Origin of the sequence: Nocardia sp. NPDC056064, assembly GCF_042266925.1 — a bacterium.
In the GTDB taxonomy this organism is placed as follows: domain Bacteria; phylum Actinomycetota; class Actinomycetes; order Mycobacteriales; family Mycobacteriaceae; genus Nocardia.
Genome location: NZ_JBHJWO010000001.1, coordinates 3,548,872 through 3,563,102 on the forward strand (window position 1 = coordinate 3,548,872; position 14,231 = coordinate 3,563,102).

At 70.4% G+C, this 14,231-nt stretch carries 8 protein-coding genes; 7 read left to right on the top strand and 1 reads right to left on the bottom strand.

The features are described 5' to 3' along the window. Window positions 1-29: 29 nt before the first annotated feature. The 6 genes from ACFC06_RS16420 (at window position 30) to ACFC06_RS16445 (ending at window position 9,634) form a co-directional block, all read left to right on the top strand. Complete coding sequence (locus tag ACFC06_RS16420; protein WP_375931321.1) at window positions 30-1,982, top strand: Hsp70 family protein; 1,953 nt, start codon at window positions 30-32, stop codon at window positions 1,980-1,982. After that, complete coding sequence (locus ACFC06_RS16425) at window positions 1,979-4,696, top strand: LuxR C-terminal-related transcriptional regulator (protein WP_375931323.1); 2,718 nt, start codon at window positions 1,979-1,981, stop codon at window positions 4,694-4,696. Before ACFC06_RS16420 ends, ACFC06_RS16425 begins: the two co-directional genes overlap by 4 nt. A 27-nt stretch (window positions 4,697-4,723) precedes the next feature. Continuing rightward, window positions 4,724-5,839 carry a hypothetical protein gene (locus tag ACFC06_RS16430; RefSeq protein WP_375931326.1) on the top strand — a complete coding sequence of 372 codons (1,116 nt, stop codon included), beginning with the start codon at window positions 4,724-4,726 and terminating at the stop codon, window positions 5,837-5,839. A gap of 108 nt (window positions 5,840-5,947) precedes the next feature. Continuing rightward, entirely contained in the window at window positions 5,948-7,294 is a 1,347-nt protein-coding gene (locus tag ACFC06_RS16435) for a S1 family peptidase (RefSeq protein ID WP_375931329.1), read from the top strand. 154 nt (window positions 7,295-7,448) lie between these two features. After that, a complete protein-coding gene (locus ACFC06_RS16440; protein WP_375931332.1) occupies window positions 7,449-8,711 on the top strand; it encodes a S1 family peptidase in 1,263 nt (420 codons plus the stop codon). A gap of 89 nt (window positions 8,712-8,800) precedes the next feature. Then, the gene (locus ACFC06_RS16445) at window positions 8,801-9,634 is read left to right on the top strand and encodes an NRDE family protein (RefSeq protein ID WP_375931335.1); all 834 of its coding nucleotides are present in this window, start codon (window positions 8,801-8,803) and stop codon (window positions 9,632-9,634) included. Window positions 9,635-9,707: 73 nt separating this feature from the next. Here the strand turns inward: ACFC06_RS16445 and ACFC06_RS16450 are convergent, their stop codons facing one another. Further along, window positions 9,708-10,415 (bottom strand): hypothetical protein, encoded by a 708-nt coding sequence (locus ACFC06_RS16450; protein WP_375931338.1) that lies wholly within the window; start codon window positions 10,413-10,415, stop codon window positions 9,708-9,710. A 506-nt stretch (window positions 10,416-10,921) separates the two neighbouring features. Between ACFC06_RS16450 and ACFC06_RS16455 the strand changes: the two genes are divergently transcribed. Then, window positions 10,922-14,230 (top strand): (Fe-S)-binding protein, encoded by a 3,309-nt coding sequence (locus ACFC06_RS16455; RefSeq protein ID WP_375931341.1) that lies wholly within the window; start codon window positions 10,922-10,924, stop codon window positions 14,228-14,230. Window position 14,231: the final 1 nt, after the last annotated feature.

Sequence of the window (14,231 nt, forward strand, 5' to 3'; positions counted from 1 at the left end):
CGCCGCTCACGCATCCGCAAGAGGTTCTCATGACTGACCGTCTCCCGCTCGGCATCACTGTCGGCGCATCCCGATCCGTGGCCGTCGCGACGACGGCCGACGGCGGTGCGCCGGTGGCGGTGATCCAGCGTCGCACCGCGGTGGAAGTCGCGCCGGGGCACGTCGTCGACGGGTTCCTCGCGCGGGTGGGCGACCCGGTGCCGATGCTGGCAGAGGACGGGTCCAGTCACGCCGCCGCCGATCTGGTCGCCACCGCGACGACCCGGCTGATCACCGACATCGCCGCGCAGACCGGCGCAGAACCGACGGTGATCGCCTGCCATCCGGGCTGGTGGGCAGACGACCAGGTCCGCGCCGTCCAGGACGCGCTCGACGCGACCGGAACCGGGTCCACGGTGCTGATCCCGGAGCCCCTGGCGGTGCTGCGCCGCTACGAGGTCGAGCGCGGACTGCTCGACGACGGCGCGCTGGTGGTCTACGACCTGGGCGCGAGCGGACTGACCGTCTCGGTGGTGCGCACCGGTGAGCAGTCGGGTCTGCTGGGCACCCCGGCGCACAGCGACACGATCGCCGGAGCCGAATTCGATTTGCTGACAATGCGCTATGTGCTCGCGCACGCGCTGGGCGACGCCGAGTTCGACCCGTTCGACCCCCTGGTCGAGGCCGAGCTGACGGCGCTGCGCGAACGGTGCCGGATCGCCAAGGAGGAGCTCTCGCTCGACACGGCGACGGTGGTGCCGGTGGGCGCGCTCGGCACCGGCGGACCGGTGCGGATCGTGCGCAGCGAGTTCGAGGACGTGGTGCGCGGGGACCTGCTGGACTCGCTCGACCTGGTGCGCACGGCGGTGCAGCAGGCGGGTATCGAGTTCGGTGATGTGCGCGCGGTGTTGCTGACCGGTGGTGGGGGCGCGATTCCGCTTGTCGCCGAGCTGGTTTCGGCGGAGTTCGGGTTGCCGGTGGTGGCGTGCGCCGATCCGGCGACGGCCGGTGCGGCGGGGGCCGCGGAGTTGGCGGCCGATCTGCTGGCGGCGGAATCTTCCTACGGCGCGGCGACTTCCGGTGCGCTCGCCTACTCGGCGTATACCGAGGCGAGCCCGCACAGTACCGAGTTCCCGATGGCGGGAGTGGCGCTCGGGAAGTCGTCCGATGACCCGGAGGGCGGGAGCACTTCGGACGAGCACCGCGCTCCGGTGACCGGCATGACCACTGCCGCAAGGGAGTTGGCCGATACCGGACGTTATTCCAGCAAAGCGAGCCTGTTCGCTGGTCGCCCCGAGGGCGACGACACGATCTCCGCCGCGACGCCGCGGAAATCGGGCAAGCGGCTGGCCGTGGTGGCCGCCGCCCTCGCCGCGTTCGGCGCACTGACCGCCGGAACACTGGCCATGGCACCGCAATTCAGCACACCCAGCATTCCGACGCCCACCTCCGCCGACGCGGCGGCCACGAACACCGGGGCACCGGCGACGAACGCGGTCACCCCCATCGCGGCTCTCGACGCCGAGGGCAAGACGGTGCTCGGGACTCCGACGCTCGACGCCGACGGCAAGCCCGTCCCCGGCGCCCCGCTACTCGACGCGTCCGGGCAACCGATTCCGGGAACGGTGACTCCCGCTGCGACGACACAGAATTCGTCGCAGCCCACCCCGGCCCAGGCAGCGAACGGGGGCGTACCGCAGGCGGGCACGCCGCAGGGCGAGGCACCCCAGGCAGGCACACCGCAGCCGCAGCCCGGGTCGCCGCAGTCGCCCGCGCCCGAACAGGCTCCGCCGCCGCAGAACTCGCCCGCACCGGCCCCGCCTGCCCAAACCCCGCCGACCACAACGTCTCCCGCGCCCGCCCCGCAGCAACCCCAGCAGCCGCAGTACCCCAACCTCGGCCAGGTGCCCGGCAAGATCATCGACGGTGCCGGTGAAGCGGTGGAGGGGACGGTCGGCGGTGTCACCAAACTGCCCGGTGAGCTGCTGGGAGGCGGCAATTGAGGCCGATCGCGCTCGACTGCCTGCCGAACGCCCGCGAGATCCTCCGCAGTATCGAAGCCGCACCACAGAAACCGGTGGTCCTGTTGCTGTCGGGGCGCTCCGGCACCGGTAAGTCGGTGCTGCTGGACGCGGCCAGGCAGCGGTTGCGGGGGCGTGGGCTCGCGGTGATCGGGAGCGTGCCCGTCGCGCCGGACAGCGGCGCGGTGGTCGTCCTCGATGACCTGCACACCCTGACGGCCGCCCAGCTCGACGCGCTCAGTGCCGAGATCACCTCGGGCACCAGGTCTTTCCTCTGCGCGACGCAGCCGCGTCCGCAGCATCCCGAGCTGCGCGCGCTGTGCGAGACCGTCGCGCGGCACGGTCGCACCGTGGAACTGCGGGCACTGGGCAGTGGCGATATCGGTTCGCTGGCACGCGAACTCGGCGTCACCGTGCCGCGCCCGATCATCGACTACATCCACACCCGGACCGGGGGTGTGCACGCGGGCGTGGTCGCGGCGTTGCTCGCGGCGGGCGCGGCGCGGCTGGATCAGGGCATGGCCGCCGTCGACGACGCGCTGGCGGCGTGGACCAGATCGCAACTGTCCGGCGCCGATCCCGCCCTGCTCGACACCCTCGTCGTCGCCGCGACCGGCACCGGGCTCGACGCGGGCGAGCTGGCCGAGGTACTCGATCTCGAGCCGGCGGTCGCGCGGGATCTGCTGGTTCGGGCCAGGACGAGCGCGCTGGTCACCGATGCCGATCTGCTGCTGGCCGCCGCGGTCCCACAACTGCGGGTGCTGATCGGTGACCGGCGCTATGTGGCGGTGCAGCGCAGGCTGCTCGACACCCGCCTCGCCGCCGGACTGCTGCGCGACCACACCGGGCTGCTGCTCGCGGAATCCGGCGTGCGCGACGAGCGGCTGGCCGAGTTCCTGTGCCGGACAGCCGAACACAACCGGATCGATGCCGCGCGCTACTACGCCGCCGCGGCCGCCGCAGGCGCCGATCCCCGCCGGATCGCCCTGCCCTGGGCCGAAGCCGCCGCCGCGACGGGTGACGACGACACCGCCCTGCGCCTGGCCGAACCGCTGCTCGACCGCGTCGACGCCCCCGCCGCCGAGCTCGCCGCCGCCGTCCGGATCTGCGCGACCGTGCTCACCCGCCGCGGACTCGTCCAGCGCGCCGCCGCCCTCTACCGCTGGCTCGGCGCAAACCGGGTCGGCGCCGACTGGGCCGTCGCGACCACAGTCCTCGCCCTGGCAGGCGACAGCGCCGCCGCCGACATGTCCGCCGACGCCGACCGCTGGCCACCCACCGAGGCCACCGCGGGCCCCCGGCTGATCGCCCGCGCACTACTCGCCTCCCTCGATTCCGGCACGCCGCTCACCACACCGACTCCGCCCGGCTCCGAGGACACCGACCACCCGAGACCCCGACCGGCCACCGCGATCGTCGACCTCACCCAAGCCCTGCACACCGCTCACCACAACGGCCCGTGCAGCGCGATCGCCGTCGCCACGCTCTTGAACCTGAGCGCGGGCGCCCCCGGCCGTGCCGCCGCCGCGCTCTGGGCCGTCACCGAATCCCGAGACCCGGCGGACGGCAGCCCGGATCCGCACGCACGGCAGCAGCTCCCGGCCGGACCCCGTCCGCACTCGGCCACCGACCACCGGGACCGATCGCGCACGACCGACGATCGAGTCCCGGCCGGCGACGGCCTCGAACACCGCACGGCCTCGTCGCACCTGTTCACCGAGGGTGGGCGCATCCCTGTCCCCGAAGCGCCGGCCGACCCTCAGCGCACGATCCTGGCCGCGTGGGTCGCGCTGGCCACCGGCGATGAGCAGCGGGCCGCCGAGATGCTGGGCGCGCTCGGCCACGCGCCGCTCTTCGCGCGCGACCGGCTGCTCGCGCACGGGCTGTCTGTCGGGCTGGCACGGCGCAGCGGGGATCTCACCGCGCTGCGGCGAGCCTGGACCGTGGCGCTGCCCGCGTTCGAGAAGGTCGACATCGACCTGCTCGGTCTGCTCGCGGTCGGGGAGATGTGGCTGGCGGGGATCGCGCTGCGTGAGGAACGGCGCGTGCAGAACGCGGTGGACGCCGCGACGGCGCTGGTGCGTGGGCTCGCCCACGCCTCGGCGTGGACCGCCGTCTTCCACTGGTACGGCGTGCAGGCCGCGCTCGGCCAGAACGAGCCGCAACAACTGCTGCCGCACGCGCACGCGTTGAAGCAGGCCGCCGCCGAAGGTGACGCGCACGCGGCCGTGCTGGCCGACGCGGGACGCACCTGGCTGCTGGTGCGCCGCGGTGAGGCCGACATCACCTCGGTCCGCACGGCGGTACTCGCGCTGGCCGAGCGGGGGCACGCCTACGACGCCGCGCGGCTGGCCGAGGACGCGGCCCGCGGCGTCGACGACCCGGCGGAACTACTCGAGCTGGCCGGGTCGGTGCGGCTTCCGGCGCGTTCTGATCAGGCCGTGACCAGCGCCGATGATCCACACAGCGCCCGGCGGCCGCTGATCGAACCGCAGGCGCTCAGTGACCGCGAACGCGAGGTGGCCGAGCTGGTGCTGCTCGGTCTGACCTACCGGGAGATCGGCGCACGGCTGTACATTTCCGCGAAGACGGTGGAGCATCACGTCGCGCGAATCCGACGTCGGATAGGCGCGCGATCCCGATCGGAATTATTGTCAATGCTCCGCGCGATGGGACACGGTTCACTGCTGGTGTGACCGGCCCGGGGTAGGGAGGTAAACCGGATGGCCACTGGGGTGGGCCTGCGCATCGCCGACGACGAGTGCATCGCCGCGGTGGTCACCGAGGACGGCCCGCCGATCCACCTCGTCCGCGAGTCGGTGCTGCACATGTCCGACGACGGCGACGCGGCCCTCGGCGGTCCCGCGCCCTCCGGGCACGCGCACTCGATCAGCGGATTCGTGCGCGCGATCGGCGATCCGGCGGGTGTCGACGTCGACGGCGGCGAGGCCTACCGGGCCGAGGACCTGCTGGCCACGGCCATGTTCTGCCTCATCGATCAGACCACCGAGCACCTCAGCGGCCCGGCCGAGTTCTACGCGACGCACCCGGCGCAGTGGACGCCAGAGGTTGTGCGCGGGGTGCGCGAGGCGCTGGACTATCTGGGACTGAAGTCGGTGGCGCTGCTGGGTGAGGACGAGTTGCCCCAGCCCGGCGCCGGGGTCGAACCGGGCCGCTCGTATGTCACCTCGGCGGCCGAGGCCGCGCTGGTGGCGGTGCTGGCCACGCCGGCGGGCGCCACCCCGCCGGACCCGATCGTCACCGAGAATTCGCTGGTCGTCACCGATGTGATGCCCGCGCTGCAGAAGCCCGCCGCGACCGCGCAGGCGTATTCGGCGGCGCTGCCCGCGGCCGTGCTGCCCACCAAGGCGCTGGCCGTGCCCGCCACGGTGCTGCCCGCCGAGCTGCCCGCGCCGGCCCCGGCGCCCACCCGCAATCGCACGCCGTTGCTCATCGCGGTGGCCGCGCTGATCGGCCTGCTGCTCGGCGGAATCGCGGTGTCGGTGCTGCTGCGCAGCGGGGAGCCGGTGGCCCCGCCGTCGATCTCCGACGCGCGCCCGGACGCGCCGACCGAACAGCAGCCGCCCGCGCCGCTGCCGCCCCCGGTGGACGAGACGACCCCGCAGGCGCCCGTCACCACCGAGCCCGAACCGGAGCCGACCACCACCGAGACACCGCCGGAACCGACGACCACCACCGGCGAACCGGCACCGACGACGACCACCGAACCGACCACTCCCAGCCGCAGCACCACCCGCCCGCTGCTGCCCTTCGAGGACTACCCGCCGGGCAATCTCCCGTCGCCGCTGCGGATCCCGGGCTACGACTATCAGCGGTAGGGCAGACGTTGTCGCGCCTGTGTCGCGGCCGTGCCCTAGAGTGATGCGGCGACCGACATCACTGCCTCCCGCAGTGTCGGCGGTCACTCGTGCCGACGAAGGGATTTCATGCGCAAGTTGGTGGCGCGTCGCGCCGCGGTCAAGGCAGCCTCCGCCGGTTTCGCCGCGACTGTTCTCCTGGCACCACTGTTCGGTTCCGGCCCCGCCGCGGCGGATCCCGATGCCCCCCTTCAACTTGCCGCAGACGCTTTACCTGCGGAAATGGTGACGGCGCTGGCGCGTGATCTGGGCATGACGCCCGTGGAGTACCTCGATCGCGCCGCCCGCGCGCAGCAACTGCGCCAGTACGCGACCGACTTCCGCGCCGCCAACCCCGACACCTTCGCCGGTGCCTGGCTGACGCCGGAGGGCAAGGCCGTCGTCGCGGTGACCGATGCCGAGACGGGCAAGCTCGCCGCCGCCGACGGCTATCAGACCCAGCTCGCGCCGATCTCGGCCAACGGCCTCGAGGGCGCGCTGGTGCAGCTGAGCCAGTGGATCGCGAGCCTGCCGCGCGAGATCTCCGAACCGATCAGCTCGGTCGCGATCGACACCCTCAACAGCCAGCTGGTGCTCAATGTCGCCAACACCCCCACCGGGCACCTGCTCAACCTGCCGACGCTGATCGCCACCATCAAGGTGGTGCTCTCCCCCGGCGGCGGCGGTCCGGTGGAACGCAGGCCGATGGGCGGCGACACCTACATCACCGCCACCAAGGATCTGCACGACACCTCGCTGCGTGGGGTGGACGTGTGCTCATTCGGCTTCAACGCCACCGACGACGCGGGCGCCGCCCTCAACATCTCGGCAGGCCACTGCAATCCGAACATCGACAACGGCGGCTCCGCGCCGGTCTACGTGCCCAACGTGCGCGACATCCCCAACAGCCCCGAGGTCGGCAGCTTCGCCCACTCGGTGCTGGGCGGGCCCGCCGCGCTGGACTACTCGGTGATCCGGCTCAACGAGCGCGCGGTGAACGCGGGCATGGACCAGCCGCGGGTGCGTGGCGCCGAGGGCACCACCCTCACCATCACCGGCACCGCCGAACCGGTGACCGGCGCGCCGGTCTGCAAGACCGGGCAGTCCTCGACCTTCACCTGCGGCTTCGTCTCGGCCGATCATGTGGAGACCCAGCTGTTCACGGCCGAGGGCGTCAGCAAGACGATCCGCGGCTTCGCCAACAGCGCCTGCACCCTGGGCGGCGACAGCGGCGGCGCGATCGTCTCCGGCACCCTGGCGCTGGGCATCACCAGCGGTTCCAACGCCGCCGACGCGCCCAACTGCGCCGAGGCCAACACCCAGCTCGCGCCCTACGGCGGCACCGCCTCGCTCGGCATCCCGATCCGGCCGATCCTGGCCGACGCGGCGGGCGCGATCGGTGGAATCACGGTGCGCACCAAGCCGAACGCGGGCTGAGAACGTCCCGAAACGCCGACCGGACCGGGTGAGCGAAATCTCTTGCCCGGTCCGAGTAGGCATAACCCGCCCGAGCCCATATAGTTCGATCATGCTCCTGCCACGTATGGGTCGAAACTCGTCCGCGCGCAGCTCGGGAAGAGCGCGCAAATCCGTGATCGCCGCGTCCGCGGCGATTCTGCTGTTCGGCCCCACGATGGCAGTCGCCGACGCGCAGCCCGCCCCCGCGGGCGACCTGCCCGCCCAGCTGATCGAGGCGGTCACCCGCGATCTGAAGATCTCCCCCGAGGAGTACCTGCACCGCGCCGACGTAGCGCAGCAGGTGGCCGCGTTCTCCACCACCGCGCAGCGCCAGTTCCCGCAGGTCTTCGCCGGTTCCTGGCTGAGCGACCAGGGCAAGGCCGTCATCGCGCTCTCGCACGGCCCCGGTGCCGACGAGGCGCGGGCCGCGGCCGAGTCGGCCGGGTTCGAGGTGCGCAACGTCGCCAAGAGCGAGTCCATGCTGCGCGGGGAGAAGACCGCGTTCGAGAACTGGCTGGCCGCCGCGCCGCCGGAGGTCGCCAACCTGGTGCGCGGTGTCGTCATCGACACCGTCAACAACGCCATCGCCGTGCGCGTGGAGCAGGCCGGGCTGCCGCTGCCCAGCTTCATCGACCCGGCGCGCGTGGTCGTCACCGCGCCGCCGGTGGCCGGCGAGCGCGTCGACCTGACCGCCACCCCCGTCGCCGGTGACGGCAACGGCGCGCTGGCCGGCGGCGACGGCTACGCCTCGATCGTGGGCCGCAGCTCGCTGCGCTGCTCGCTGGGCTTCAACGGCACCGACCGCTCGGGCCACGTCGTCAACATCTCGGCCGGGCACTGCAACCCCGATCTCGGCACCGCGGGCAGCGATTCCGCCGCCGCGATCTACGAGATCAACGGCGACCACGCCGGCGCCCAGCTGGGCACCTTCCAGAAGTCGGTGCTCGGCGCGCAGGACTACTCGATCATCTCGATCAACGACAACGCCCGCCCGCGCTTCGAGAACAACCTGGTCCGCGTGCCGGGCAACGCCCCGATCGCGGTCGAGGGTGTGGCGGTGCCGGTCGTCGGCGCGCCGGTCTGCAAGTCGGGTGCCCGCACCGGGTTCAGCTGCGGCATCATCAACGGCGTCGACCAGACCGTGCAGGTCGGTGACCGTCAGATGACCCAGAGCTTCTCGGCCAACATCTGCGCCCTGCCCGGCGATTCGGGTGGCGCGATCGTCACCGGTCGCCTGGCGCTCGGCATCTCGAGCGCGTCGTCGGTCGCCGACTACCCGATCTGCGAGATCCCCAACATCATCGGCGCGATCACCGGTGACGTGCCGCAGCTGTTCGCGCAGCCGCTGAGCGTCGTCCTCTCGGACAACCCGGGTCTGTCGGTCCGCACCAACTGATCGCGGACTCCCGCAGGCACAGAGCAGCTCGGAAGGGCCGGTAGCGACGCGCTACCGGCCCTTCCGGCGTCTGCGGCAAGCTGGGTGGCATGTGTTTGGTTCTGCTCGCCTGGCGCGCGCACCCGGAGTACCGGCTGATCGTGGCGGCCAACCGGGACGAGTTCTACACCCGCGCCACCGAATCGCTGACGCGCTGGCCTGACGGACTGCTGGCCGGGCGTGATCTGGGCGCCGACGCGCCGGGCACCTGGCTCGGCTTCCGCCCGGCCGACGCCCGCTTCGCCACCGTCACCAATGTGCGCGACCCGCTGGACCGGGTGCCGCACGCGCGTTCCCGCGGCGCCCTGCTGATGGACTACCTGCGCTCGGCGGACTCACCCAGCGCCTATCAGACCGCGATCGACCCGGCCCGCTACCTCGGCTACAACCTGCTCACCGGGGACGCGGATGCGCTGTGGTGGCAGTCCAATCGCAGCGGTGCCGCGCCCGCGGAACTCGTGCCGGGGCTGCACGGTCTGTCGAACGGGCCGCATCTGGTTTCGGCGCCCGGCGAGGTTGTGCACAGCGGTCCCCAGGAGTTCGAGGTCACCGGGGTGGGCGCGCCGCCGGTCTGGCCGAAGGTCGCCGACGGACTGCGCGAGCTGCGCGACATCATCGCCACCGCACCGGATTCGGTCGAGGACTACTTCGCCCTGCTCGCCGACCGCACCGAGGCGGCGGCCGAGCTGCTGCCGCGCACCGGGATCGCCCCGGAGTTCGAGCGGGCGGTGTCGGCGCGGTTCGTCGCGCACGATCTGCACGGCACCAGGGCGAGCACGGTGCTGCTGGTGCGGGCCGACGGGAGTTACGTCATGGCCGAGCGGACGTTCGGTCCGCACGGGGCCGTTCAAGGGGCGGAAACGGTGTCCGGGCGGCTGGGTTAGGGCGCACGGAACGCGGAAGGCCCCGCTCCGTGGGGAGCGGGGCCTTCGCGAGAGACGTTCGGGCGTACGCCGATCAGTTCTCCGGAGCGGCGACGGGAGCCGGGTCGGCCACGGTCTTGGGCTTCTCGGCCCAGGCGGTGGTGCCGTCCGGCGCCTGCAGGATGTTCAGCAGCTCCAGGCCGGCGACCAGCATGGTCGGGCCGCCGATGGCGATCATGCCGATGACGCCACCGATGGCCGCGCCACCCACGACGCCACCCAGGCACAGCGGCAGCGAGAACGCGCCGAGGCCGACGATGCCGCCCGCGATGCAGCCGACGACCGCGCCGATGGCCGAACCGACGAAGGTGCCGATGGCGGTGCCGATGCTGAACTTCGAGGAGAAGTCGTTGATGGCCTTCTGGTTCTCCTGCACCGAGGCGATCGACTCGGCCTTGACGACCGGGTTGACGCCCACCTGGCTGGCGGTGACGTCGACGCCTTCCGGCTTCTCCGGGGTCAGCTCGAGCACGGTCGAGTCCTTGACGACCTCGGCCTTGGTCGGGATGTCGGTGCCGTTGATGGTGAAGGCGATCGGCAGCGAGACCACGACAGCCCCCCGACTGTCCTTGATCTCGGCGACCTGGGTCTTGGGCGCCTCGGGCGTCTCGCCCGCCTGCTCGACCAGTGCCACGGTGCCGTTCTTCACGGTGGCGACGACGGTCTTGTCGACGAGCTTCACCGAGTACTTGATGTCCTGCGGCGCCTCTTCGGCATGCGAAGTGCCGGTGGCCACGGTCATCGCCCCGATAACCAGTGCGGCAGCCGCAGTGGTCCTACGGAAGTTCATTCAGGTTCCCATCCATCAGGTGTGGTTCGGCGTGCGATCCGCGACACGCGAGACTCGTCAAGCGGTGACATCCGTGAGATGTCCCTTACTTCTCCCCGAGCAGTGTGAAGACCGGCACAGCAGACAGAACAGCCGCAGCTTAATGGAACGAAACCCGGTAGACCAGACGGATTCCGGAACGAGTTAGTAAGCCTGACCTTAGCTCCACCGCAGATCACGCGCGGTTTACGGTGTTCACCAGCAGACGTGGGAATCCTGGAGCAAACTTTTATGTGAGATTGCTCACAAGCAAATCCCGGGTCAAGCCCCAGTAAACAAGGTCAGAGCACAAATGCCGATCCTACGGTGGACACCGGTAGTTACTGGCCGGTAACTTAGCGCCGGTTACGATACGAGCCAACTGGGTGAGTCCTCTCGCCCGCACGACCCTCGTGTTGCCTCTAAAGAAAGGTCGCGACATGAATGCCCTGACAATCACGTTGGGCACGATTGGAGCACTGCTCAGCCTGTTGTGTTGGGCGTCGTTCCTCAGCGGCGCGTGGAAGATCGGTAAGGCCGTCACGATCGGCCAGTCCGCGCCGGACCGTTGGCGACCGTTCTTCCCGCGGTTCAAGACCATGCTCGTGGAGTTCATCGCGCACACGCGGATGAACAAGTTCCGCACCGTGGGCTGGGCGCACTGGCTGGTCATGATCGGCTTCCTGGCCGGTGCGCAGTTCTGGTTCATGGCCTACGGGCAGACCTTCGATCCCACCTGGTCGTGGCCGTTCATCGGCGAAACCTGGTGGTTCCATCTCGGCGACGAGATCCTCGGCGTCGGCACCGTCGTCGGCATCGCGACGCTGATGATCCTGCGTCAGCTGAACCACCCGCGCCTGCCCGCGCGGCTGTCCCGCTTCAGCGGCTCGAAGTTCGGTCCGGCGTATTTCGTCGAGTGGGTCGTGCTCACCGAGGGCATCGGCATGGTGCTGGTGAAGGCCGGCGTGCTGTCGCTGACCGGTCATTCCGCCTGGACCGACCCGATCACCGGACAGATCGCCAAGATCATCCCGGCCAACGTCACGCTGATCTCGATCTTCGCGTTCGTCAAGCTGATGTCGGGCATGGTCTGGCTGTTCGTCGTCGGCCGCAACATCACCTGGGGCGTGGCCTGGCACCGGTTCTCGGCCTTCCCGAACATCTACTTCAAGCGTGAGGCCGACGGCAGCGTCGCCCTCGGCGCGGCCAAGCCGATGATGTCCAACGGCAAGGTCCTGGACATGGAGAACGTCGACCCCGATGTCGACAACCTCGGTGTCGGCCGGATGGAGGACTTCTCCTGGAAGGGCTGGCTGGACTTCTCCACCTGCACCGAGTGCGGTCGCTGCCAGTCGCAGTGCCCCGCCTGGAACACCGGTAAGCCGCTCTCGCCCAAGCTGCTGATCATGTCGCTGCGCGACCACGGTTACGCCGCCGCCCCCTACCTGCTGGCCGGTGGCCGCAAGGACGCCGGTGGCGACGAGATCGGCCTGGTCGACGCCGACGGCAAGCCCGACGAGGCGAAGCTGGCCAAGATCTCCGAGGCGGCGCGGGCCGAGGCGGAGCGTCCGTTGATCGGTGGCGAGGACGTCAACGGTGTCATCGACCCCGAGGTCCTGTGGTCGTGCACGAGTTGTGGTGCGTGTGTGGAGCAGTGCCCGGTCGATATCGAGCATGTCGATCACATCATCGATATGCGCCGGTATCAGGTGTTGATCGAGTCGGAGTTCCCCTCCGAGCTGGCCGGGTTGTTCAAGAACCTGGAGAACAAGGGCAACCCGTGGGGTCAGAACTCCAAGGACCGTTTGAACTGGATCAAGGAAGTCGATTTCGACATCCCGGTCTTCGGTAAGGATGCCGACAGTTTCGACGGTTACGAGTACCTGTTCTGGGTCGGTTGCGCCGGCGCCTACGAAGACCGCGCGAAGAAGACCACCAAGGCGGTGGCGGAGTTGTTGGCGACGGCGGGCACGAAGTTCATGGTGTTGGGTGCGGAGGAGACCTGCACCGGTGACTCGGCGCGTCGTGCGGGTAACGAGTTCTTGTTCCAGCAGTTGGCGATGCAGAACATCGAGGTCATCAACTCGGTGTTCGAGGGTGTCGAGCAGTCCAAGAAGAAGATCGTTGTCACGTGTGCGCATTGCTTCAACGCGTTGAACAACGAGTATCCGCAGGTCGGTGGCACCTATGAGGTGGTGCATCACACGCAGTTGCTCAACCGGTTGGTGCGGCAGAAGAAACTGGTGCCGGTGGCGTCGGTGTCGCAGAACATCACTTATCACGATCCGTGCTATCTGGGTCGGCACAACAAGATCTACAACGCCCCGCGTGAGTTGATGGAGGCGTCGGGCTCGACGTTGGTGGAGATGCCGCGTCATGGTGAGCGGTCGATGTGTTGTGGTGCCGGTGGCGCGCGGATGTGGATGGAAGAACAGCTCGGTAAGCGGATCAATGTCGATCGTGTCGATGAAGCCCTGTCGACGAATCCGACGAAGATCGCGACGGGTTGCCCGTTCTGCCGGGTGATGTTGACCGATGGTGTGACCGCGCGTCAGGAGCAGGGTCAGGGCGAGGGTGTCGAGGTCGTCGATGTCGCGCAGTTGATGCTGGACTCGATCACGCGGGTGGATGCGGCGGAGTTGTCGGCGAATCTGGTGGTCATCCAGGAGCCCAAGGCCGAACCCGAACCGGAACCGGAGCCCGAACCCGAGCCGGTCGCCGAGGTGGCGGAGGCGGCACCGAAGGCCGCTCCGACCGGTGGTGGTCTGGGTATGAAGGGCGCCGCGAAGGCGCCTGGTGGTGGTCTGGGTATGAAGGGTGCTGCCAAGGCGCCGGGTGCGAAGGCGCCTGCTGCCGAAGCGGCTCCGGCCGAGGCTGCTGAGGCTGCTCCGGCCAAGGGCCTGGGCATGAAGGGTGGCGCCAAGGCACCCGGCGGCGGCCTGGGTATGAAGGGTGGCGCGAAGGCCCCCGGTGGCGGGCTCGGCATGAAGGGCGGCGCGAAGGCTCCGGGTGCGAAAGCCCCCGCGGCTGCCGCCGAGGATGCTGCTCCGGCCGCCGAGACCCCGGCTCCCCCGGTCAAGGGTCTGGGTATGAAGGGTGGCGCCAAGGCCCCCGGTGGCGGACTCGGTATGAAGGGTGGGGCAAAGGCCCCCGGTGCCAAGGCCCCGGCAGCTCCGTCTGCGGATGCCGCCCCGGCCGAAGCCTCGACCGCGGATGCTCCGGCCTCGGATGCTGCGGCTTCGGCCCCGTCGGAAACCAAGCCGACGGTCGCCGCCAAGGGCCTGGCCATGAAGTCCGGCTTCAAGCGCCCCGGCCCCAAGGCCCCCGGCGCGAAGGCCCCGGCGGAAACCCCGGCGACCCCCGCCGAGGACACCACCCCGGCCCCGCAGGCTGAAGCTGCCCCGGCAGCCGAAGCCCCCACGGCCCAGGCTTCGGCCCCCACCGAAACCAAGCCGACCGTCGCGGCCAAGGGCCTCGCCATGAAGTCCGGCTTCAAGCGCCCCGGCCCCAAGGCCCCCGGCGCGAAGACCCCGGCGGAAGCCCCGGCCCCGGCCGAGACAACCCCCGCGGCCCCGGAGCCCACCCCGGCCCCCGAACCGGAAGCCCCGGCCCCCCAGGCCGAGACCACCAACGGGAACGGAAACGGCCACAGCAACGGAAACGGCACCCCGCCCGTCGCCCCGCCGACCGCCAAGCCCGGCGGCCTCGGCTTCAAATCCGGCGCCAAGGCCCCCGGCCGCAAGAACTGAC